The 22690-nt window shown below is 42.6% G+C and carries 29 protein-coding genes; 12 read left to right on the top strand and 17 right to left on the bottom strand.

All coding sequences use genetic code 11. From position 1 onward, the window contains the following. Nucleotides 1-311 precede the first annotated feature (311 nt). Nucleotides 312-1817 carry a leucyl aminopeptidase gene (locus SLH55_RS22385; protein ID WP_320324509.1) on the bottom strand — a complete coding sequence of 502 codons (1506 nt, stop codon included), beginning with the start codon at nt 1815-1817 and terminating at the stop codon, nt 312-314. Between the two features lie 156 nt (nt 1818-1973). On the opposite strand from SLH55_RS22385, the gene SLH55_RS22380 reads away from it, so the two are divergent. Together SLH55_RS22380 and SLH55_RS22375 are read left to right on the top strand one after the other, a co-directional pair. Next, nucleotides 1974-2453, top strand: coding sequence for a divergent PAP2 family protein (locus tag SLH55_RS22380; protein WP_219166219.1), 480 nt, complete (start codon nt 1974-1976; stop codon nt 2451-2453). 10 nt (nt 2454-2463) lie between these two features. Then, nucleotides 2464-3249 (top strand): cobalamin-binding protein, encoded by a 786-nt coding sequence (locus SLH55_RS22375; RefSeq protein WP_320324508.1) that lies wholly within the window; start codon nt 2464-2466, stop codon nt 3247-3249. Between the two features lie 61 nt (nt 3250-3310). Here the strand turns inward: SLH55_RS22375 and SLH55_RS22370 are convergent, their stop codons facing one another. From SLH55_RS22370 to SLH55_RS22345, 6 genes are all read right to left on the bottom strand, one after another. Beyond that, entirely contained in the window at nt 3311-4201 is an 891-nt protein-coding gene (locus SLH55_RS22370; protein ID WP_320324507.1) for a fructose bisphosphate aldolase, read from the bottom strand. Nucleotides 4202-4327: 126 nt separating this feature from the next. Continuing rightward, a complete protein-coding gene (locus SLH55_RS22365; protein ID WP_219166216.1) occupies nt 4328-5032 on the bottom strand; it encodes a 3D domain-containing protein in 705 nt (234 codons plus the stop codon). A 300-nt stretch (nt 5033-5332) separates the two neighbouring features. Next, nucleotides 5333-5650, bottom strand: coding sequence for a YuiB family protein (locus tag SLH55_RS22360; protein ID WP_226677107.1), 318 nt, complete (start codon nt 5648-5650; stop codon nt 5333-5335). 175 nt (nt 5651-5825) lie between these two features. Further along, nucleotides 5826-5951 carry a YuiA family protein gene (locus SLH55_RS22355; RefSeq protein ID WP_172655674.1) on the bottom strand — a complete coding sequence of 42 codons (126 nt, stop codon included), beginning with the start codon at nt 5949-5951 and terminating at the stop codon, nt 5826-5828. Nucleotides 5952-6109: 158 nt separating this feature from the next. Beyond that, nucleotides 6110-6595: an NUDIX hydrolase gene (locus tag SLH55_RS22350; RefSeq protein WP_320324510.1), complete on the bottom strand. Its 486-nt coding sequence runs from the start codon at nt 6593-6595 to the stop codon at nt 6110-6112. A 76-nt stretch (nt 6596-6671) separates the two neighbouring features. Continuing rightward, the gene (locus SLH55_RS22345; RefSeq protein WP_219166215.1) at nt 6672-7889 is read right to left on the bottom strand and encodes an NAD(P)/FAD-dependent oxidoreductase; all 1218 of its coding nucleotides are present in this window, start codon (nt 7887-7889) and stop codon (nt 6672-6674) included. A 487-nt stretch (nt 7890-8376) separates the two neighbouring features. Between SLH55_RS22345 and SLH55_RS22340 the strand changes: the two genes are divergently transcribed. From SLH55_RS22340 to SLH55_RS22330, 3 genes are all read left to right on the top strand, one after another. Then, nucleotides 8377-9375, top strand: coding sequence for an NAD(P)/FAD-dependent oxidoreductase (locus SLH55_RS22340; RefSeq protein WP_219166214.1), 999 nt, complete (start codon nt 8377-8379; stop codon nt 9373-9375). A gap of 73 nt (nt 9376-9448) precedes the next feature. Continuing rightward, nucleotides 9449-10066, top strand: coding sequence for an FMN-binding negative transcriptional regulator (locus SLH55_RS22335; protein WP_320324506.1), 618 nt, complete (start codon nt 9449-9451; stop codon nt 10064-10066). A gap of 110 nt (nt 10067-10176) precedes the next feature. After that, nucleotides 10177-10821: an SDR family oxidoreductase gene (locus SLH55_RS22330; RefSeq protein WP_219166212.1), complete on the top strand. Its 645-nt coding sequence runs from the start codon at nt 10177-10179 to the stop codon at nt 10819-10821. A 50-nt stretch (nt 10822-10871) separates the two neighbouring features. Here SLH55_RS22330 and SLH55_RS22325 read toward each other — a convergent pair whose 3' ends face one another. Then, complete coding sequence (locus tag SLH55_RS22325) at nt 10872-11234, bottom strand: HesB/IscA family protein (protein WP_219166211.1); 363 nt, start codon at nt 11232-11234, stop codon at nt 10872-10874. A gap of 216 nt (nt 11235-11450) precedes the next feature. Here SLH55_RS22325 and SLH55_RS22320 point away from each other — a divergent pair, with 216 nt between their 5' ends. Then, entirely contained in the window at nt 11451-12149 is a 699-nt protein-coding gene (locus SLH55_RS22320; protein WP_219166210.1) for a DUF2225 domain-containing protein, read from the top strand. 21 nt (nt 12150-12170) lie between these two features. On the opposite strand, the gene SLH55_RS22315 is transcribed toward SLH55_RS22320, so the two are convergent. Together SLH55_RS22315 and SLH55_RS22310 are read right to left on the bottom strand one after the other, a co-directional pair. After that, nucleotides 12171-12512 carry a VOC family protein gene (locus SLH55_RS22315; RefSeq protein WP_320324505.1) on the bottom strand — a complete coding sequence of 114 codons (342 nt, stop codon included), beginning with the start codon at nt 12510-12512 and terminating at the stop codon, nt 12171-12173. A 132-nt stretch (nt 12513-12644) separates the two neighbouring features. Then, the gene (locus SLH55_RS22310; RefSeq protein WP_034763769.1) at nt 12645-12887 is read right to left on the bottom strand and encodes a YuzB family protein; all 243 of its coding nucleotides are present in this window, start codon (nt 12885-12887) and stop codon (nt 12645-12647) included. Nucleotides 12888-13209: 322 nt separating this feature from the next. On the opposite strand from SLH55_RS22310, the gene SLH55_RS22305 reads away from it, so the two are divergent. Continuing rightward, entirely contained in the window at nt 13210-14277 is a 1068-nt protein-coding gene (locus tag SLH55_RS22305) for an NAD(P)/FAD-dependent oxidoreductase (RefSeq protein ID WP_219166208.1), read from the top strand. Between the two features lie 50 nt (nt 14278-14327). On the opposite strand, the gene SLH55_RS22300 is transcribed toward SLH55_RS22305, so the two are convergent. Both SLH55_RS22300 and SLH55_RS22295 read right to left on the bottom strand, forming a co-directional pair. After that, a complete protein-coding gene (locus SLH55_RS22300; RefSeq protein WP_219166207.1) occupies nt 14328-15533 on the bottom strand; it encodes a cytochrome P450 family protein in 1206 nt (401 codons plus the stop codon). Nucleotides 15534-15669: 136 nt separating this feature from the next. Further along, a complete protein-coding gene (locus SLH55_RS22295; RefSeq protein ID WP_219166206.1) occupies nt 15670-15996 on the bottom strand; it encodes a YuzD family protein in 327 nt (108 codons plus the stop codon). A gap of 187 nt (nt 15997-16183) precedes the next feature. Between SLH55_RS22295 and SLH55_RS22290 the strand changes: the two genes are divergently transcribed. Then, nucleotides 16184-16420, top strand: coding sequence for a NifU family protein (locus SLH55_RS22290; RefSeq protein ID WP_034763763.1), 237 nt, complete (start codon nt 16184-16186; stop codon nt 16418-16420). Nucleotides 16421-16468: 48 nt separating this feature from the next. Here SLH55_RS22290 and SLH55_RS22285 read toward each other — a convergent pair whose 3' ends face one another. Beyond that, entirely contained in the window at nt 16469-17431 is a 963-nt protein-coding gene (locus SLH55_RS22285; protein ID WP_320324504.1) for a D-glycerate dehydrogenase, read from the bottom strand. A gap of 74 nt (nt 17432-17505) precedes the next feature. Beyond that, a complete protein-coding gene (yutH, locus tag SLH55_RS22280; RefSeq protein ID WP_219166204.1) occupies nt 17506-18507 on the bottom strand; it encodes a spore coat putative kinase YutH in 1002 nt (333 codons plus the stop codon). A 259-nt stretch (nt 18508-18766) separates the two neighbouring features. On the opposite strand from yutH, the gene SLH55_RS22275 reads away from it, so the two are divergent. Next, a complete protein-coding gene (locus tag SLH55_RS22275; RefSeq protein WP_413787122.1) occupies nt 18767-19249 on the top strand; it encodes a phosphatidylglycerophosphatase A in 483 nt (160 codons plus the stop codon). A gap of 310 nt (nt 19250-19559) precedes the next feature. Beyond that, nucleotides 19560-19688 (top strand): sporulation histidine kinase inhibitor Sda, encoded by a 129-nt coding sequence (gene sda / locus SLH55_RS22270; RefSeq protein WP_308807546.1) that lies wholly within the window; start codon nt 19560-19562, stop codon nt 19686-19688. On the opposite strand, the gene SLH55_RS22265 is transcribed toward sda, so the two are convergent. From SLH55_RS22265 to SLH55_RS22255, 3 genes are all read right to left on the bottom strand, one after another. Continuing rightward, nucleotides 19685-19936: a helix-turn-helix domain-containing protein gene (locus tag SLH55_RS22265; protein WP_098350080.1), complete on the bottom strand. Its 252-nt coding sequence runs from the start codon at nt 19934-19936 to the stop codon at nt 19685-19687. The genes sda and SLH55_RS22265 overlap by 4 nt on opposite strands. A gap of 590 nt (nt 19937-20526) precedes the next feature. After that, nucleotides 20527-21291 carry a TIGR01457 family HAD-type hydrolase gene (locus SLH55_RS22260; RefSeq protein WP_320324502.1) on the bottom strand — a complete coding sequence of 255 codons (765 nt, stop codon included), beginning with the start codon at nt 21289-21291 and terminating at the stop codon, nt 20527-20529. A 105-nt stretch (nt 21292-21396) separates the two neighbouring features. Next, nucleotides 21397-21834 carry a DUF86 domain-containing protein gene (locus SLH55_RS22255; protein ID WP_320324501.1) on the bottom strand — a complete coding sequence of 146 codons (438 nt, stop codon included), beginning with the start codon at nt 21832-21834 and terminating at the stop codon, nt 21397-21399. Between the two features lie 133 nt (nt 21835-21967). On the opposite strand from SLH55_RS22255, the gene SLH55_RS22250 reads away from it, so the two are divergent. Together SLH55_RS22250 and SLH55_RS22245 are read left to right on the top strand one after the other, a co-directional pair. Continuing rightward, a complete protein-coding gene (locus tag SLH55_RS22250) occupies nt 21968-22237 on the top strand; it encodes a DUF3055 domain-containing protein (protein ID WP_219166200.1) in 270 nt (89 codons plus the stop codon). Nucleotides 22238-22307: 70 nt separating this feature from the next. Further along, nucleotides 22308-22616, top strand: coding sequence for a cytosolic protein (locus SLH55_RS22245; protein ID WP_219166199.1), 309 nt, complete (start codon nt 22308-22310; stop codon nt 22614-22616). Nucleotides 22617-22690 lie beyond the last annotated feature (74 nt).

The following is a 22690-nucleotide window of genomic DNA, read 5'->3' as shown; positions in this document are numbered from 1 at the left end:
AACAGTGTTGACAAGAAGGAATAAAATGACTCTTTCTTTTTACACAATTATATGGACTTAATCACACAATTATATGGACTTAATCTGGATTCGTGGGAATTGCGTCATTTCTCTACATAATTGCGTCATTTTTCCATCTATTGCGTCATTTTCTAACTTAATTGCGTCCTCCCCAGCCCTAATTGCGTCTTTTACCATTTATCACCTACCACTCCCATCTCCCCCCCTTCATCTACAAATCTCACAACAAAAAAAGCCTTCTCCCAGCACCTCCCTTACTCAGGCACTGAAAAAAGACTCTCCAATCGTACTTACTTCTCTAAAGGCTCAAAACGTTCGACCAGTAGTGCAAGCGTCCTAGCCATGACGCCCGTTGCACCTGAAGGACCCAGATCATGGCTTCCTTTGGTCGTAGCCGTTCCTGCAATATCAAGGTGTACCCAAGGCAGACCTTCTGCAAATTCCCCGACGAAGGCTCCACCCATGATGGCATGCCCCGCGCGGCCAGGTGAGTTGTTCAAGTCGGCAATATCGCTTCCCCGTACACGCTTTTTATCATTTTCCGTATAAGGAAGCTGCCAAATATATTCACCTGACTCACCTGAAGCTTCCAACACCTGTTCGAAGAATGCTTCATTATTCGTAAGGGCACCCGTTTTATCTTCACCAAGGGCAACGATGACACCACCGGTCAGTGTGGCAACATCCACTAAGTAGTTAGCTCCCTGATGCTTCGCATAGGTCATACCGTCAGCTAACGCCAGACGCCCCTCAGCGTCGGTATTTAACACTTCAATGGTTTTACCGCTCATGGATGTAATCACATCATCAGGCTTGAATGCAGCGCCACTCACCATATTGTCTGTTGAAGGGATGACGGCGACCACATTTTGTTCCGGTTTGATTTCACCGATGATTTCCATGGCACCGAGTACTGCCGCAGCGCCGCCCATGTCGGTTTTCATCCCCACGATTCCATCCTTTGGTTTAAGGGAGTAGCCGCCTGTATCAAACGTAATCCCTTTTCCGACTAATCCGATCACATCTTTCCAATCCTCTTTCCCGTTGTACTTAAGGACGATCATTTTCGGGGGTTCCACAGATCCCTGGTTTACAGCGAGAAGCGCGCCCATCCCAAGGTGCTCCATCTCTTCTTTGTCGAGGATCTCCACTTCAAAGTTGTATCTTTCAGCTAATTCCAGGGCGTACTCTGCCAACTTTGTCGATGTTAATAGATTGCCAGGTGTGTTCACCAGTGTACGTGCAGAGTTTACTCCATTACCAAAGGCGGAACCGATGTGTAATGCCGTCTCTACTTCTTTCGAATCTCCATTTGTAAAAAATTCGATTGCTTCTACATGTACTTCCGGTTCATTCGATTTCTTCTTATAGCCCTGGAACTCATAAGTGGACATCGTAAAGGCTTCCATGAATGCATGGGCTACATCCGTTGCCATCATCTCATCAGACACAAATGTATCGAGTGAGACAGAGAACGAAGATACTTTCATATCCTTTAATGCTTTCGACGCAGTACCCAATGACTCTTTTAAGCGATCAAACGTCAATTCTTTTTGCTTTCCAAGACCTACAAATAACACTCTTTTCGCTTCAAGCTTTCCAAACGTATGTATCTTTGACACTTTCTTATGCTTAGCAGAAATGTCTCCATCTTTCACAAGCTGAGTAAGATAGCCTTCAAATGTGTGATCGAGTGCTTTCAGCTCACCTTCAAATGTTGGCTGATTGTAAATTCCGACAATCAGGCATTCCCCACTTGCAGTCGTTACTTCATTTTGATTAATAGAAAATTTCATGTTTACCGACACCTCCACTCCTTATTATAACGGAGATGTCCCATTATTTCGACTTTCTAACAATCTCCCATCAAAGTTAAACCGATGGTAAATAGGGTATGATATAATGAGAACATTATTTTTATTCAAACAATTGAAAGGGTGGCATTTCACAGCATGGAAGTACTGTTTAATTTTCCATTATGGGCTTCTTTATTTTCCATCTTTTTTGCTCAATTTGTTAAAGTTCCCATACAATTTATCGCCACGAGGGAATGGAATTGGTCATTGATCACATCGACTGGTGGGATGCCAAGCTCTCATTCAGCAGCCGTGACCGCATTATCAACGGGAGTGGCCCTTGAAGTGGGACTCTCTTCCCCCATTTTCGCCGTGTCCGCCATGTTTGCCATCATCACGATGTTTGATGCTACCGGCGTCAGAAGACAGGCCGGGGAACAGGCCATCGTGCTCAATCAATTGATGGTGGACTTCCAGAGATTCATGTCAGAAGCAAAGGGCTGGCAAAATAAGCCTGAACAGGAAAAGCGCAAAGAGCTAAAGGAATTACTGGGGCATAAACCCATTGAAGTATTCTTTGGCGGACTTTCTGGCATCATCCTGACGCTTCTTCTTCATTATTTCTTTATTGTCTAGGAGTGTGATCATGAGAATCGTTTCCATTTGTCCCAGTAATACAGAAATTATCGACTACCTTGGATTGACACCGGCCCTCGTAGGCGTCGATGATTATTCGGATTATCCTGGGGAGGTAAAGTCCCTTCCCCAGCTTGGACCTGATTTGTCCATCAACATGGATAAACTGGAGTCATTGAAGCCGGACCTGGTGCTTTCGTCATTAAGCGTACCCGGGATGGAAAAGAATATAGAAGAACTTGAAAAAAGGAAAATCCCTCATATCACGCTGAATCCTCAGAGTTTCACTGATATTGCGGATGATCTTTTAACCGTGGGGAAAGCTTGCGGAATCGGAGAACACGCCATAAAGTGTCGCAAGGAATTCATGAGTACTGTAGATAGCTTAAAATCCATCGGTGCGAAAGTGTCACATCCTCCTTCCCTTTATTGGGAATGGTGGCCAAAGCCGGTCTTCACCCCCGGTAAGATCAACTGGCTGACCGAGTTAAGTGAAATGGTCGGTGCAAAGAACCTGTTTGATGATGTAGAATTGGCAAGTGTGCAAACCGATTGGGAAGACGTAGTCAGGCGCAAACCGGATTATATTTGCCTTGCCTGGGTGGGTGTCCGGCAAGACCGGATGAATCCGGAGCTCGTAAAGAAGCGGCCCCGCTGGAGTGAATTGCAGGCTGTACAACAGGACCAGATATTCGTGTTGGAAGAAGCCCTTTATTGCAGGCCATCGCCACTTCTTCTAAAAGGAGCTGTAAAGCTTGCAGGGTTGCTGCACCCTGATTTATATCGCGGTATATAGAACAAGCCTGCTCATTCCCTTGGAGGTGAGCAGGCTTGTCTTTTTATCATACGATACATTTCTATTTCTTATGGACCGACGCATCATAAATGGAATCTACGGCTTTCTTCAACGCTGCATCAAATTCTTCCTGCGTTTGATTGGCATTCAAGTCAGCTGCCAAAGCCCTGGAAAAGCTTGCAATCACACCATCATTTTCTCTCAGCTTCTCATTTGCTTCTTCGCGGGAGTAGCCTCCTGAAAGCGCCACGACACGTACAACGCGAGGATGCTCGACCAATTCTTTAAATGCATTCGCTTTTGTTGGAATCGAAAGCTTCAGCATTACGTTTTCTTCTTCTGATAATCCATTCAAATGTTCCATTATTTCATTACTCAGAATCTCTTCGGATTTTTCCTTTTGTTCACTGTGAATATTCACTTCAGGTTCAATGATTGGGACTAAACCAGCCTCGATGATGCGTTTTCCAATTTCGAATTGTTGCTGAACGACTTCTTTAATTCCACTCTCATTTGGCTCATGGATGACCGAGCGCATTTTCGTACCGAAAATCCCCCGTTCATTGGCACGACGGAGAGTCTCTTCCAGATCAGAGATCGGCTTCATAAGCTGAACGCCATTTTCCTCTTCCGCAAGCCCCTTATCCACTTTCAAGAAAGGTACGATTCCTTTATCAGCAAGATAATCCGCTGTATATTTTCCTTCAATTTTGCTATCCATCGTTTGTTCGAAAAGGATGACACCCAGAATACTGTCAGGGCTGAAGGACGGGGACGTGATGATTCGTGTCCGCATTTCATGGACCTTATCAAACATTTCTTCCTCACTTGAATAAGAGTCTTCAAGCAAACCGTATGCCGCCAGTGCCTTCGGCGTACTGCCGCCGCTTTGGTCAAGGGCAGCGATGAATCCTTTTCCGTTCTTCATTTTGTCTAATTGACTTTTGTTCATACAATTCACTCCTCTTAGTTTCTAATCTAATTCTACTCTTCCCCTTTTTCAGATGTTCAAACACGGATGGAAAGTGCAGGCTAATAGAAAAAGCACGCTGTTCACATTGGAACTGCGTGCTTTCGATTATTCTTTTTCAGGTGATAAGATCTGTTGCCTGAACACTTGCATGGACTTGTTCTCATTCAAGGCCGTTAATTGCTGTTCCGATAGCTCACCCGAACCCATCTGGATCACATAAACGTCCAGTGTCTGCTTGCCCCATTCATTATAGACATCGTCCACGGTCTCATAGTAAAGGTCCAATTTATTCCCTTTGATTGCGCTCCCTGTGTCTGCAACAACCCCATATCCATAATGAGGGATGAACAGGATGGTACCGATAGGATAGACGGAAGTGTCGGCTGCGATCGTAGAGTACAGATCACGCTTCACTTTCACTCCTGAATATGTAATGCCATAGAGGGGATGTCCCGGATCTTTCCCCGTCGATTCGACGCCGGCAGTATACCCGGTCGCCACAACCGTATGTTTCGTATATTGATCCCAATCTACGGATTCTTCCAATGTAGCAGGTTTTACAGAAGCACTCGCTGACACCTTTGTTTCGTAGCCTGTAAACCTTTTAAGAAACTTAAATGACAAGTTGAATGGGCTTGTCTTATGCTCTTTATAATCCAGAGTTGTTTGATCAGTTTCACCCTTCTCCATCAACCAGGTCTTTAGTGTTTGTGCCTCTACACCAGATACTGATTGAAAAGTCGTTGCAAGTGCCAGGATAAACAGACTGATCATTACGAATCTCTTTGTCCAAATTTTAAACAGATTCATGCATTCACTCCTCCCACCCTTAATACTTCCCATTGGTGTGGAGATATATGCATAAATTGATAAAATAGTTGAATAGTTTAAATATTAAAAAATTAAATCGGATGTTTTTTTAGGAGAAAACACTTCAATAACAACCTTTTAATAGCCTGAATTTTCGATGGGTACTGAAGTAAATACGGGGACCGTTTCTTTCCGCTACAGGCACAAGATTCGCGCGGGGAGGGAGGATCTTTTTCTTAAATAAATCTCCACAAAAAAACCGTTCAACCCGGGGATGGTGTCCCGGTCAAACGGTTGGTGTTAGAACATGCGATATCCTTTTGCCCTTAAGATTCTCATTACGATACCGGAAAGGATGGCACCGGCGAGGCCGCTTCCTAAGATGACGAGGTCAGCTGCTGCCAGATGGCTGAGTCTTGTCCCTAGCTCGGAAAAAGATTCTCCTGCATTTCTGAAATAATCTATAAAACGAACTTCGTCCACGATAAAAATGACTACAATCGGATAAATGATTGCCATGATCCAGGTCATGCGTAATAACATATTCAGCAAAAAGCCTATTCCGAAAAATAGAACAAAAAATAGAAGCATTGAAATAATCATTACATGTATAGGCATTTGATCTATTGCACCTCCATAAACACTAAATAATAGTGTACCCCGAGGGAAATGTAAGCGTCAATATTTTCAGGAAAGATTTGTCGCTCATTCACAAAATAAACTTATTTTTCCTGCGAACTTAAAAAAGCAGACCTTTTAAACAGGTCTGCTTCGATGATCTATTCCATCAGGCTTATTTTTGTTTCCCGCTGCCACCGCAGCATGGACACGTTTCAGAACCACCCAATACTAACTGAAAGTATCCTTTTCCTGAACAGTAAAGACAATATTTCGTTTTAGTACTTGCAGTAGCTCTCATAATTCCCTCTCCCTTTTCTTTAATTTCTTAATTTTCTGATAATATATCATCTATCTCTCAGAAAGAAAAGGGACACTAAAGGGGATGTACCTCTAAGAAAGCGAATACATTTATGTTTTTCTTTCATTATCTCTTTTTTTCTTAAAATTTACAGAATTTTATAAAAATAAGTTGTAGCGTGTGTATGCAAATTGATCTCCCGGATTGATACCTTCAATCATATTTAACCCGTTCTGAGATGACAGTCGTTTGATCATCTCATGGACCATAACGGATGTTTGATCATCTTTCAATAATTCTTGAGGTGACTTCCACCCAACATCCCACAACTCTTTTTCTTCTATTTCAATTGAAGAAGTTTCCTTGTTTTCCAACAGAAAGATCATCATATTGTCACTAATATCATGCTGGATGACCCCTGACCGAACGCCTATAATACCCTTGATCGTTGTATGTAATCCTGTTTCTTCTTTCACTTCTCTCACTACCGCTTCGTCCACTGATTCTCCTGGATTTACAAACCCTGCCGGTAGTGACCACATACCTTTTAATCCGCTGTACTTCTTTTTCACTACAAGCCATTTACCATTTTCATCGATGATCAGCCCTGCAACGGCCAGCCAAACTTTTCCCCTTTTCACGATAAGCACCCCCTCTACATTTTCCCATAAAAAAAAGCAGAGTGGAATCCACCCTGCTTTAATTTGATTCATTTAAGGCTTAAAAGAACTTGAACTTTCCTTTTTTGAAGACAAGTGATGGTCCGCCAACCATGTAAAGAGCACGGTTATCAACGACCTTCTTCATGAAGGAAGCTTTTGTTCCAGTGATTTTCTTACCGTAAACGACACCGATCGCGTCATCTTCACCTAGTGAACATACTGTTCCTTTAATGTCTGGAGTGAATAATTCAAGCTCTTCTTTACCATGAAGTAAAGAAGCGATGTTACGTGCACACACTTCACCTTGCTGCATCGCGATTTGTGCAGTCGGCGGGTATGGACGCTCTGTTTCTTCATTGATCATCAGTGAACAGTCACCGATGATGAAGATGTTGTCATGTCCTGGTGCGCGAAGATCTTTGTTGATCTTGACGCGGGCACGCATGTTTTCGATGCCTGCTTTTTCGATGATGGAGTTACCACGAACACCTGCAGCCCATACAATTGTACCAGCTTTGATTTCTTCCACTTCGTCTTCGCCTTTAGCGATGAGTACGCTGTCTGCCTTTGCTTCTTTAAGTGGAGTTCCGATATGGAATTCAACACCTTTTTTCTCAAGCTTGGCACGGGCATATTTCACCAATTCAGGATCGAATCCTGGAAGGATCATTGGCGCAGCTTCCACACATACAATACGTACTTTCTTACGATCGATATCATATTCATGACAAAGCTCAGGAACACGGTTACCTAATTCACCCAGGAATTCGATTCCAGTGAAACCAGCTCCACCGACAACGATCGTTAAACGCTCATCGTTCTTCTCTTCTTCGTTCTTATACGTAGCAAATTGTAACTCAATGTGCTCACGGATTTGACGTGCAGAGTTGATGTTTGAAATCATGAATGCATGCTCATGAAGACCTTGAATGCCGAATGTTTCTGATTCTGCACCCAGTGCTACAACGAGGTAATCGAATTCTACTTCGCCGTCACCTGTGATGACCTTTTTCTCTTCTACTTTGATGTCTTCAACAGTAGATTGTAAGAAGTTGACTTTGCTTGTGTTGACAACATCTTTTACATCGTAGCGTACACGATCGTGATGAAGAGTACCTGCAGAAGCTTCGTGTAACCAAGTGGTTTCGTAGTGATAATCATTTTTATTAATTAAAATAATTTCTGCTTCATTTGTACCTAATTGTTTTTGAAGACGGGTAACCGTCATTAATCCACCGTAACCTGCACCTAATACAACGATTCTTGGCTTTCTCAACTGAATCACATCCACCTTTTTTGATAAATTTGCTTTGGATACTCTTAGAGTCCTCCACATCATGCGTTTTTATCCCGTTCAATCTGATGCTATTATCTTTTTCCCTATAAAAAAGAAACTAAAACAAATCAAACGCGATGTTTCCCTTCGGTTCTTGAGGAAAATAGTGTATAAAAAATATAAAAACAAAAGTATGTGACTAATTTCACGAACTACTTCATAGTTATGCGAAAATTGTCATAAATTCTTAACAATATGTCTACATTACATAATATTCTTTTTGCCGGGCATTTTCAAGATATATATAGGAAATTGAATTCTTAAGAATATTTAAAAAATGTTTCCTGGAATCATTCAAAAGTCGCAGACTCTTTCGTATATAAGTCTGATTTATCTGAACTTATCACTTCTATTACTGTGAAGAATCAAAAGCTGTGTGATAGAATAAAGTAAAATGAAGCATACCTAAATGGTTGGAGGGGTCAAATTGAAGGAAGATCAGAAAGTGTATGATATTACGATCATAGGCGGCGGTCCTACGGGATTGTTCACGGCGTTCTATGGCGGTATGAGAAAAGCATCGGTTAAGATCATCGAAAGCTTACCACAACTCGGTGGCCAGCTGGCTACTTTATATCCGGAAAAATACATATATGATGTTGCCGGTTTTCCTAAAGTGAAAGCCCAGGATCTTGTTAATAATCTCAAGGAACAAATGGCTAAATTCGAAACGACGATCTGTCTGGAGCAGGCGGTGGAAGGTGTCGAGAAACAGGCTGATGGCATGTTCAAGCTTACAACGGATAAAGAAGTCCACTTCTCGAAGACCATCATCATCACGGCAGGAAACGGCGCATTTCAGCCACGCAGGTTGGAACTCGAACATGCGCCCCGGTTCGAAGGAAAGAATCTTCATTATTTCGTTGATAACCTGGAGCACTTCCGGGATAAGAAAGTCGTCATTTGCGGCGGCGGTGACTCGGCAGTCGACTGGGCCCTGATGCTTGAGCCTGTTGCTGAAAAGGTTTACCTTGTACACAGACGTGATAAGTTCCGGGCACACGAGCATAGTGTGGAGAATTTACACAACTCATCAGTTGAATTGAAGACACCTTTCGTCCCTTCTGAATTGGTTGTTGATGAAGATAAAATCAATCAGCTCGTACTGGAGGAAACGAAGGGGGACGAAAAAGAAATTATCGACCTTGATGAGTTAATCGTGAACTTCGGCTTTGTTTCATCCCTTGGTCCGATAAAAGATTGGGGCCTTGAAATAGAGAAGAATTCCATTGTCGTCAATTCCAGAATGGAAACGAATATCCCAGGCATTTATGCAGCTGGTGATATCAGCACGTATGATGGTAAAGTCAAGCTCATTGCCAGCGGTTTTGGAGAAGCCCCGACTGCAGTCAATAATGCGAAAGCATATATGGATCCAAAAGCAAGGGTGCAGCCTATGCACAGTACGTCCATGTTTACAGATTGATCATCATGCTCTTATTCAGGAGGCTTGGGATATTGATTCCTGAGCCTCTTTTTCATAAAAAAGAGAGGATTCCATGTACATCCCGAAAGAATTCATCATTCAAGATCAAGAAACGCTATTTTCAATCATAGAGGAAAATAGTTTCGCCATCCTTTTTTCTCAGCACAGTGGTAAGCCCTTTGCGACCCATTTACCTCTCTTGTTAGACAGGGAAAACCATTGTCTTTATGGACATTTTGCCAAAGCCAATCCCCAGTGGCGTGAGAGCGTCGGTCAGGAAATGCTCATTGTCTTCCAGGGGCCCCATGCATACATCTCCCCTTCATGGTATGAAACCGACCAAACCGTCCCTACCTGGAATTATGTGGCTGTACATGTATATGGGAATCTTGAATTGTTGGAGGATGAATCCGAGGTTATCGGTTCCCTTTCGTCACTTGTAAAGAATTATGAGCATGCCGATAGTCCATATTCACTGGACGATGTCGATGAAAAGGTCCAGACCGGTTTACGAAAAGGGATTGTCGGGTTTAAAATCCCCATACGGTCCATTGAAGGAAAAGCCAAGCTGAGTCAGAATCACCCCCTGGAAAGACAACAGCGCGTGATAGAGCACCTTGAACAAATTCATCAAGATAACAGTCGGGAGATTGCTTTTCTTATGAAGAAGAATATCCAATCAAAAAATTAACGGACCTCCCGGGTACCGTACCTTCCTTTACCAAGTGTTTTGTTTATTTTCACCCTGAATGGGTAGACCAATAATAGGACAAAAAACTCAGATAAAGGATGATGTAGAAAATGAACGTGTTAGTAATAGGAGCGAACGGTCACACTGGCCGTCATATAGTGAAAGAGCTCTCGAACAGCAGCCAGCATTTCGTCAGGGCCATGATTCGCAAAACGGAACAGGCCAAGGAAATGGAAGACCTGGGGGCAAGACCCATCGTAGCCGATCTTGAACAGGACTTTTCGTATGCCCTTGAGAATGTGAATGCCGTGATTTTCGCGGCCGGAAGCGGCGGATCTACGGGAGATGATAAAACTCTCGCGATCGACCAGGAAGGCGCTAAGAAAGCAGTGGATTATGCGAAGAAAATGGGCATCGAGCGTTTTGTGATGCTTAGCTCCATGGGTGCCGATAATCCTTCAAGCGGTCCTGAAGAATTGCAATTTTACTTAAAGGCAAAAGGTGCAGCGGATGCTCACTTGAAAGAAAGCGGCTTGAATTACACCATCGTACGCCCGGGAGCCCTTTCCTTCGATGATGCCACCGGTAAGATTACAGCGGCTTCAAGCATCACGGATAAAAGCAGCGACATTTCCCGTGCAGACGTAGCAAAAGTACTTGTTGACTCTTTAACCATCGAAGAAACGAACCATAAAGTATTTGAAATACTCAGCGGAGACACACCTGTCGAAGAAGCATTGAAGAATATTCATTAATATTTCAAAAGGGACGGACCTCGTAAACCGAGGTCCGTCCCTTTTTATGTTTAGCAATTTTCCGGCGTACCCTTATTCGTCGCCGTCACGAATGATGATCCGCACCCGCATGAAGCGATGGCGTTCGGATTGTCGATCGTGAACCCGCCGCCCATCATGGACTGCTTGTAATCTATTTTTGTACCGTTCAGGATGGCAGCATCATTTTTTGCCACGACCAGCTTGATTCCATGCTGCTCCGTCGTGGTATCCCCATCCTGCACGTCATGTTCGAATCCCATACCGTAAGAAAGGCCGCTGCAGCCTCCCCCTTTCACCGCTACACGTAACATGGCATCTGTTTCGTCATGCTCCTTCATCATATCCTTTATCTGAAGGGCAGCAGCTTCTGTTAGAATGACAACTTCACTCATTCATTACACCCCCAACCTTTTCATTTCTTACTACTTAGTATACTCCTTTCTATTTTACTACTCAACCAAAGGGGCTTTGGTGACGTTTGGAAGTAAATATTTAAGAATATTCAAACGAATTGTGACCTTTTACTTAAAAAATCAAAAAAATAGTGGTCCACCCACCTTCCATCAAGGTATAATAAGGTAAATAGTCCCGATTACGAGGTGATATACATGACGGTTGTGACCCCCTTTTATGATAAGAAGACACAGTGTCTCTCTTGTAAACACTCCTACAGTACCACGCGGATCCGTTCCCGCTTTGTGAAACTGTCAGGGTACGATAGCGACTTTTGTCCCTTGTACGAGTCCGACGATGTAAATCCTCTGCTCTATAACGTGGCGGTTTGTCCAGGGTGTGGATTTTCATATACAGATGATTTCACGGCATACATTCCTCCTGTCCTGAAAGCTGAGTTGGAAGAGAAAATCAGTCTGCACTGGAAACCTCAGGATTATGGAAAGATCAGGTCATATGAAGACGCGATCAACACTTATAAACTGGCGGCTTATTGCGCCTTGATCAAGAAAGAGAAAAAAATGACCATTGCAGGTTTATACCTTCGGACAGCCTGGCTATATCGCAAAATCGGGGAAGGAGATCAGGAAAGACGCTTCATTAATCTCGCTACACATGAATACATAGACTCCTATTTGACTGATAACGCATCAGGTTCTTTGATGTCAGAGACAAAGCTCCTTTATTTAATCGCTGAATTATTGAGAAGACAGGATAAAATCAATGAGTCGGTTGCGTATCTGTCCCGGGTGATCAGTAAACAGCACCTCTCTACCGAACCAAAAATCATCGAAATGGCCAGAGAACGATGGTACGAAATGCGGGAAGTGTATAAAGAAACAAAATCCATATGAAAAAACTAGTGGAAGCGTCCACTAGTTTTTTTCATATATCCCAGGACAATAGGCCTCAAGCATATTCCCGTCTGGATCATAGAACTTAAAATGACTAAGATGTCCGGGATTGCTTTCCACCCTTACACCTTTTTCCACGAGATTCTTATAAAGAACATCTTTGTACTCTTCAGATATTTGTAAGACCGGATAAGTCTCCCCGCTAATGACCGCCTCGCCTGTTTCAATCAAGCAAAGAGCCGCCGACATTTCTTCACCAAAGGAAAAAACCACGGTTGTACCATAATCTTTATGTACTTTAAGACCTAGAACTTCCGTATACCATCTTTTCGACTCTTTCATGTCCCGCACCTTAAGGTTCATCTGCATGACTCCTTGAAAATAACGAATGATCTCCTCACCCTTTCTGACTGTCTCATCTAGTCATTCTCTCACATATTGTAAAAATCCTCCAAAAAAACACAAAAAAAATAAGCCGGCTAAACCGGCTTTACATTAGAACATCGGGTTGTCTTCAAGGAATTGATAGATCTCATCCACGAGTTCTTCAGGTGTGTCACCTGTAACGACTTCCCCATTGACGAGAGCATAGAAGGATTGTGCGCATTTTCCGCAGTAACCCAGGCATCCGTACTCAATGACATCAAGGTTCGGGTCTCTTTCCAATATTTCAAGCGCTTTTTGCGCACCGCTAGCAAGATTGCTTATACAAAATTCAATAATAGGTTTCAATTCCATCACCTCACTACTCTTTGTTATGCTACCTTTTTTTATGACACTCGTCAATGATTTGCATTCCATGTAATGGTATAACAGATTGTGAACATTTTCGCTTATTTCTGTTGTGAAAACACCTGTATTTCGATATACTTTTAATGTTAATAGGTTTATTAATGTAGAATTTACTTGAAATATGTCTAATATTGAAAATGCTTACTTTGTCAGGACCCGTTTCGGCGTGGATGTCCTTTGAATCCTGTCCCTGATCTTTATAGGGATATAAATCATATACAAACACACTATTTCAACAATAATGTAGAGTGCAAAAGGGGAAATTTTCATGAAACAATTAGTGCTGCTTGGCGGAGGATACGGCAACATGCGCGTCCTTCTTCGCTTATTACCCAACCAATTACCTGAAGATGTATCGATTACCCTGATTGACCGAAATCCTTATCACTGTCTGAAGACAGAATATTATGCTTTGGCTGCGGGTACGATTTCAGATCAACATGTACGCGTATCCTTCCCGGAACATGCCCGTTTATCCTATGTATACGGAGATATCTCAGGCGTTGATATGGAAAATAAACTCGTCCGGATGAAAGATCAGGATCCCGTACCTTATGATGACCTTGTCATCGGTCTCGGGTGTGAGGACAAATATCATAATGTCCCGGGTGCTGACGAACATACTTTCTCGATTCAAACGATTGAAAGGTCCCGTAAGACGTATCAAACACTGTGTAACCTTCCTGCAGGTTCCGTTGTCGGAATCGTCGGAGCCGGATTAAGCGGTATTGAACTTGCCAGTGAGCTTCGGGAAAGCCGTTCGGACCTGAAGATTAAGCTATTTGACCGTGGACCGCGTATTCTTAATGCCTTTCCTGAACGTCTAAGCGCTTACGTTCACGGCTGGTTTGATGAAAACGGCGTGGAAATCGTGAACAATTCCAATATCACGAAAGTGGAACCCAACACGTTACATAACCACGAAGAGCAGATTTTCTGCGATGCCATCGTTTGGACCGCGGGAATCCAGCCAAGCAAGGTCGTTCGTGACATGGACGTGGAGAAGGATGCAAGCGGTCGCGTCACCCTGACAAAGTACCACAACCTTCCCCAGGATGAACATGTATACGTCGTAGGGGACTGCGCTAGCCTTCCTCAAGCCCCAAGTGCCCAACTGGCTGAAGGACAAGCAGAACAAATTGTAACGATACTACTGAAACGCTGGAACAACGAAGAGCTCCCTGCAGAATTACCGAAGATCAAGTTAAAAGGGATTCTTGGCTCACTTGGAAAGAAACACGGTTTCGGACTTGTGAATGAACGCTCCATCACTGGACGGGTTGCCCGCTTGTTGAAATCCGGTGTGTTGTGGATGTATAAATATCATAATGGATGATAAAACAACCCCTACTACCAACAGTAGGGGTTCTTCTTTTATCTATTTACTTATGCATATAGATGTACGGGCAGTTCCTTTAGTCCTCTAAGCAGGAACATGTCCCTCCAATTCGATTCATCAGAACTTCCGGCCATTGTCATGTTTGGAAAGGCTCTTAGCAGTTTCTCAAAGGCTATCTTTCCTTCTAGTCGTGCAAGGGGCGCTCCTAAACAGAAATGAATGCCATATCCGAAGGCCATATGAGGATTCGGCTTCCGTGTCACATCGAACGTGTCCGCACCTTCAAATTTTCTTTCATCACGGTTGGCAGAAGAAATGGAAGCAAGCACCATGTCTCCTTTCTTGATGCTTTTTCCCTTGAAATCCATGTCGTCAGCAGACCACCTTGCTGTAGAGAAATCAACCGGACTATAGAAACGAAGTGATTCTTCGATTGCCGTCTCAATGAGAGTGTGATCCTTCCTCAGCTTCTCTAATTGGCGTGGATGTTCAAAGAGGGCATACATCCCGTTCCCAATCAGGTTAACAGTTGTTTCATGGCCAGCAATAATGAGAAGAACGATCATCGAATACAGTTCATCTTCCGTTAGCTGTTCCCCTTCTTCCTCATGCAGGATCAAATTCGAAATCAAATCCTCCTTTGGATTTTCTTTCTTATCCTTAAAGAGAAGCGTCAAGTATTCGATAAATTCTCTTACATCCCCTTGAAAATCAGCGCTCATATTGTCAGATGCAGATACAATGGTGTTGGACCAACGCCTGAACTTTTCACGATCCTCCGACGGTACCCCAAGAAGTTCGGAGATGACGATGATAGGAAGGGGAAAGGCAAACTCATTAATCAGGTCTACCGGGCCTTCTGTCATCTTCATTTCATCGATCAGTTGATCGGCAACAGCCTCGATCCTGGGCGAAAGCTCCTGTATCCGTTTTGGATTGAAATAAGGCTGTACAAGTTTTCTCAGCCGTGTATGGTCAGGTGGATCCACATCGAGCATCATATGCTGGAACACCCTTGCCTCCAGAGGCAAATCGTTGGTTTGCTCTGAATCGGGAAACACCTTTGATTGATTTTTAATAAACGATTGGGTCTTTAATAGTTCTAACACATCTTCATATCCAGACACGATCCAGGTTGTATGCTCTCCACCTTCCCAAGCAGCGAATACTGGTTCCGTTTCTCTCAAATGAGAATAAAATGAGTATGCCCCGCTTTTAAAGTTGGACTGAAATACAGATTCAAACGAATTCATCATATACCCCCTTTAATTAACTGACTAGTCAGTCTACTTAATTAGTTTATAATAATGAAGGTGTTGCTTCAATTCATGAGCCTGTTACACATAAAAAAGGCCAATTTCCTTTAAATGAAATTGGCTAATTCAGGGCTTAAACTGCCTTATATCCATATTTCTCAAGTTCTGAGTAAATCGTCTTCAAGCGGGGGTTTCCTTCTCCGACAATAGTTCCTTCCAACAGAACAACCGGATAGAACATATCTTCCTCAATCACCCTTGTGGCAAACTGTTTGACAGATTCTTCTTCTGGTGGATTGTGAATGTCCACATATTTAATCATAAATGGCTGATTCGGATATTTCCTGCTCACAGCAGCCTCCAGCCATTCATATGTTTCTTTCGATGATGGTAAGTTTACACAGCTTGGACAGAGTATTTCCGCCCCATAAACATGAAGTTCAACCGGCTTACGCTCCATATGATTCTCCCCTTAGTTTCTTCTTTTGTTTATTTTACAAAAAAACCAGGAAGGTTGGAACCATATTATGAGATTTTCTTGGCATGGGAAACATTTCTTGAAAAAGATGCGCCCAATCGTTTGCAGGTTGATAGATTTTTTGCGAATATGTCATTATAATAGATAATAAGGAAAGGAGTAGATAATTATGGCTGAAAACGAAATGATTGCACCCGTTCAGGAAGTATTAGATAAATTACGTCCGTTCCTACTTCGCGATGGTGGAGACTGTGAACTTGTAGACGTTGAAGATGGCATTGTGAAATTACGCTTACTTGGTGCATGTGGAAGCTGCCCAAGTTCAACCATCACATTAAAAGCAGGAATCGAACGCGCATTAGTGGAAGAAGTTCCTGGGATCGTTGAAGTAGAGCAAGTATTCTAATGCATGTTAAAAGCCTGAAATCCCACCAAGGGATTTCAGGCTTTTCTTTTACTTCACCGCTGTTTTCGGACCGTCTCCGTTTAGAACGGCTTTGATATTCTCCACGCAAAGCGTCATCATATTATTCCGGGTATCCTGAGAAGAGCTTCCGATATGGGGAAGCGCGACCACTCGATCGAACTTTAGTAGAGGATGATCTTTACTGATGGGTTCGATTTCAAATACATCCAATCCGGCTCCTCTGATGTCCCCCCTTTTTAATGCCTGTACGAGTGCATCTTCGTTGACGATAGGGCCCCGCGCTGCATTGATGAGCATCGATGTATCCTTCATTATTTTAAACTGCTCTTCCTGAAACATCCCTTCTGTGTCAGGACTCAGAGGTGCAAGGATGACAACGAAATCCGATTGAGCAAGAAGCTCTTCGAATGGAGCATACCTTACTCCGATGCCAGTTTCTGCTTCGGGCTTTCTGGAGCGATTGTAGTATAATACATCCATATTGAACCCTTTCGCCCTTCTCGCCACAGCTTCACCTATACTTCCCATACCGACAATCCCCATGGTTTTGTGATGAATATCGGTGCCTGCAAGGAGAAGGGGTGACCAGCTTTTCCAGTTTCCTTCTTTTATATATCTGTCGGCTTCAACAACCCTTCTTGCAACAGCCATTAATAAGGCAAATGTTAAGTCGGCCGTGGTTTCTGTCAATACATCAGGCGTATTCGTAATGGTGATCCCTTTTTCCTTTGCCGCTTCAACATCTATATTGTCATAGCCGACTGCAAGGTTGGATACAACCTTCAAGGAGCTTGCTCTCTGTAAGAGCTCCCGGTCGACCTTGTCCGACAGCATGGTCAGTAATGCTGAAGCTTTCTCTGCTTTATCAAGGAGGATATTCCTTGGCACAGGTGCATCCTCCCGATCCCACATCTCCACCTTGAAATCTTCCCGTAACGGATCGATGACGGACTCCGGCAATTTTCTTGTCACATAGACGTATGGCTTCATATGTATTCCCCACCTTCACTTCTTTTTTTCAGTTTAGCATAAAAGCGAAGGTCCCACTCATTAAAGGGCAGGGGTTATAACCAGGCGATAAGAGGAATCCCCCATTTCTTAACGGGTACCTCCGACAGATGATAAAAATCAGACAGAAACGATTCGTACTGATGAGAATTTCTCAAATATCTCTCAAGCTTCTCTTCAACCGTCTTTTTCTTCTGCTCCGATTGTGAAATGTAATACTCCTCTACGCACTCGAAATAATGCAGCGGGAATAAAAGCCGGGAATACAGGAGCCGCCATGAAAATGGCGAAAGGGGTGTAACCGATTCATACTCTTTCATAAATTGCTGGAGCTCCGGATGAAATGTTTGGCTCCTCATGAAATATCGTTCCCTTACCCATTCTGCTATGTCCCGGGTACAGTGATCGAATACCCATTGAAACGGAAAATGAATGCACACTTCCGTCCCCCAGGTGGACTCAAGGAACCGTTCATGGCAAATCGTGCCTGCGTCCTCTGGCGTCGGGTCTTCATCCAGTTCCGTGTCGACCAGATACTGTATGGCGTTCTCGGACAAAGCACTATAATACGGATAGCTTTCCACAAACCGGCGTTCAAATTCATCAGCAGGCTGATCCTGAATGACCTGATAATACGCCTTTTCCAACTGAGCCAGCCTCTTTTCCCACAGCCCCTTCCACTGCCCCATGCGATTGATCTTTTCTACCTTTTCTTCATAGGTCCGTCCCCTGTAGTGAAATTTACTAAGCTTTCTGCCAAGCTTCTTGTCAGGTGGGGACTGGAGGCTTTCATTTCTGAGGACGACATAGTCTTTATCCTTTTCCACAACGAGGAATCTTCCTTCGTTACTCTGGACAAAGGTGGAAACATGGCGATCTCCTGCACTTTTTAGATGCTCAGCCAATTTGTAAAGTTCCACCAGGGTTTCCTGTTCCATATTTGATACGCCTACAATACTATATACTAATCCCCCAACCATATATCGATCCATCATTCCATCGTAGAATGCCCGCTCAGGATGCAACCCAAAATGTTTATTCAGAATCTCTTGAGACATACAGACCTCTCCTATCTATAATGACCGTTCTTTTTCGCCATTCGTATATAACCTTCTCTCTATATAGTTGGAGAACGACTAAACCGATCCATTCATGAATATCCAAAACCAGAGATGGGCAAGAATGAGAATAGAAGCTATTATTATGTCTATTTTCCAAAAGGGAATCATATGAGTAAAACAAGGCTTCGTCTAATCGAAATAGGGGTTATATAATCTTTCAAAGAAAAAGGTGAATAGGATGAAGGATAAGGAATCAATGGATTTATTAGAAAGTACCGCACGTAAATGGCTGCAGGAAAGAGGAGTGGAAATAGAAGATATCGCTCAATTAGTCATGTACCTTCAACAAAAGTATCATCCTGATCTTGAACTTAAGGAATGTATTTATAACGTTGAGCGTGTGTTAACGAAGCGTGAAGTACAGAATGCGATCCTGACAGGCATTCAACTTGATATATTAGCTGAGAAAAAAATGCTGATGGAGCCCCTGCAGGCGATTGTAGAAGTGGATGAGGGCTTATACGGTGTGGATGAAATCCTGGCATTTTCCATTGTGAATGTATATGGTTCGATTGGATTTACAAACTACGGATACATCGATAAGCAAAAACCGGGGATACTGGAGAAATTGAATGATAAATCTTCGGGAATGTGCCATACTTTCCTTGATGATATTGTGGGCGCCATTGCAGCCGCCGCATCAAGCCGTTTGGCACACAGGGCAAAATGTTCAGAATGAAGGAAATAAGTATCCAAATCAGACGACAGAGTCGTCTGATTTTTTAGTGATAAAAAAAGTACACAAGGTAAATAATACGATCTGCCCTAAATGACTATACAGTAAGAATAAATAGATCCATTTAACTAACTTTAGGATTGCATATCAGTGGATAATTTTATATAATTACAATTATAGTTGTAATTATATTTAATATAATTGTACCCAGAACATTCAAAAAAAAATATACACACCGAATAAAGGCTCTCACTACCATTGGAGTATACAAGTTCCACCCAACCATACATACGTTTGAAAATAATTGAGGTGAATTCTTATCCGGCTCCTGAGTGACAAAGCCCTGATCGATGCTTATGAAAAAGCAAAACAGTTAAAACTCAGTAATGAATTCATCATACTGATCGAACAAGAAATTAAAAAGAGAAAATTAGTTCATTAAAGAATCGTTTGATTGTAGATGTCTTCGTGTTCCTCACAAGTCGGCATAATGTCTTCCCACTGAACATCAAGAGCACATACAATGGCATTCAGCTTGTTCAGGGAAGGGTTTGCCTCTCCCTTTTCAATCAACGAAATATAATTGACCGTCAATCCACATTTGTGACTTAATTCTTGTATAGTGATTTCTTTCGCTCTTCTATGGTGCCTTATTTTCTTTCCGACAAGTCCTGTAACTGTAATACTCATTACCTCACTACCCTTTTAAAAATTCTTTAGAAATGACGTGGAATGTTTCGAAAATCAAGCTAAGAAACAGTGACTTTCATTCTTAAAGTTGTTTGCATTCGTAAAGAATAGTTAGAAATTGAAAAGGTATCAATGCTAATAGTCCCCTACTACCTTTGATGTTTACCCTAGTTTTATACCTTTACACTTAATTCTTAAATATTTTTTAAAAAAATCGAAAAAATCTTTACTTTCTCTCTTCAGTTTCTGTTTTCTGGTCCTTCTGAGTACTCAAATATTGGAAAGATTAAAGTTAGTTAGAGGAAAACCACATAATACAATAGGAGTATAATTTACGTTCTTACTACCATACTTTCAACAATAGCTATAGAGGCGGAAATATTGTTAGCGAAAAGGACCGTGACAAAGGTCCCCTGAAGTATAAATAGTATTTTGCTTACTTCTTTTCACACTAGTTCTATTTTACTTATACAGACGTGTGTTGTCTATTATGAATATGTTACTAATTTAAGACATTTTTTCTATTTGAGTACTCAGCAGGGCTAATAAAGATGTGGGGGCTGCATTGCAGCCTCCATATTTTTTGGTTATTATATATCCCATTGGTCCAATGTTTCAATTGTATAGGTTGGCTGAATATGCTTTTTACTTAATGCCTCTTTCGTTGTGACACCTGTATGAACAAGCAAGGTATCGAGCCCTGCTTTTATTCCAGCCAGAATATCCGTGTCATAATTATCTCCAACCATCAGCGTATCTTCCTTCTGCACGCCCAGGACAGATAGTGCCTGTTCCATGATGATGGACTCCGGCTTTCCTATAAAAATCGGATCTGTCTGAGTGGACACGGTCACCACAGAGGTCAAGGAACCATTCCCAGGAAGCAGCCCCCGCTCTGTCGGAATCGCGATGTCCCCATTCGTTGAAATGAACGTGGCCCCATTCCTCACTCCCAAGCAAGCGAGTGACAGCTTCTCATAATTGATCTCACGGTCGATGCCCACCACAACGAAATCAGGTTTATCTTCCTGAAACATAATGCCGTTTTCTTCAAGGGCAGACCGTATCCCTTCCTCACCAATGACATAGGCAGTCCCGTTCGGCTTTTCTTTCGCCATATACTGAGCAGTCGCCATGGATGTTGTAAATACTTGTTCCTTCTCTGCCGGGATGTCAAATGAACGCAACTTCTCAGCTACCTGCTCAGGTCTCCGCGAAGAATTATTTGTGACGAACAGATAAGGTAAGCCTTTTTCCTGCAATCGTCTTACAAAGTCACCGGCTTCCTCGATCTTCTCTTTCCCTTTATACATCGTCCCATCGAGATCGATTAAATATCCTTTATATTCTTTCATCTTGTAGTACCTCCATAACGTTATGTTTAGTATATCCATTATTCAGTATGGCATTGAATGAAAAATAAGACAGCGCCCCTAAATAGAAAGCGCTGTCAAATACTCTTAATTTTTAAATGCCGATACAGGACCCAGTTCGTTTTCCAGGTAGTTTCGGACCTGTGTTGGGAATTGGTTCAGCGTTTCGGACACTTCATGTAAGATTGTATGTAACTTTTCGTGATCAACACATGTGTAATCCTGGACCAGTCGTTTCCGCTGCTCGACGAGACGTTTAAGGTCTTCACTCATGCTGTCAGTGATCACCTTCTCATCAAGGAGAATGTCAATGATATCCTCATAGCTGCCGGGATCCCTCATGATAAATCCATCGATCATGCTGTTTCCAACATCCAGAATGGATTCTATAATGACGTGGGCACTCCTCTCCAGTGCAAGCTTTTCTAATGTAGAGTTCCACTGCTCCTGACGACTGACAATCGTAAGCTGCTCACTCATATAGACCAGAATTTCTTCAATCTTTTCCCTGTCTACAAAATACATGATGCACACCTCTTTCTTGGACAAAATCCTCACACTTTATTTTAACATAATTTCTGCATCATACAGATACATCCTGCAATTCCCGCTCTGGTTTGGTATGATGAAATGAGCAGAAAAAGAGGAGGACATCGTGATGAGTGAACGCTTTTATTTATATGATGATATGGAAAACACTAAAACCCGGTTCGTAAGTTTCATGGGGGAAAGTCAACGGTATGACCTGGCCATTACTCAGACGGAACGGTATTACGGGAAATCATTAGTACTGGACCTTCAAGGCAATCGTTTTGCCATTATGGGAAGGGATGACCTGGATGAACCCGGCTATATAGAAAGTGTATTTAAATTAACAGATGAAGAAGCAGAAGAATTAAGGGACTTTTTGGGTGAAATTATCCTTTAATCAATTGCTCCCGAGAGAATGAACTCCATCTCCCCCTCACATACTAATGGTATGAAAGGTGGGAGATCAAATGAGTAAAAAACGCGACTACAAGGATAAAGAGGAAGAAGTATACAGTGATTTCTCAAATGTAGAAACGTACCGCAATTTCATCGTACCTGAAACCCTTCCCGAAGGTCCCTATGGTTCTCCAAGAGGAAAGCATACCCCTGTCGAAAACAAAAGCACCCCGTGGGAAGAAGGCCAACGCTATTATAGTGCCTTCAATTATGAAAATAAATCCCTCCATCAGGATATACCGCGACAGGAACCAGGTTCACACCCTGTTCATGCCGACCCTGATGTAAACGAAGAACCCCCCTATACTGAAAATAAGTAAAAAGAAAGAGGCTGGGACAAAAGGGTTTCAGATAAAGAAAAATCCGAACGAGTGATTTGATAAAAATCTAACTC

The sequence above is a fragment of the Rossellomorea sp. YZS02 genome (genome assembly GCF_033963925.1).
GTDB lineage: Bacteria > Bacillota > Bacilli > Bacillales > Bacillaceae_B > Rossellomorea.
This window is presented reverse-complemented; position numbering and strand designations above follow the sequence as displayed.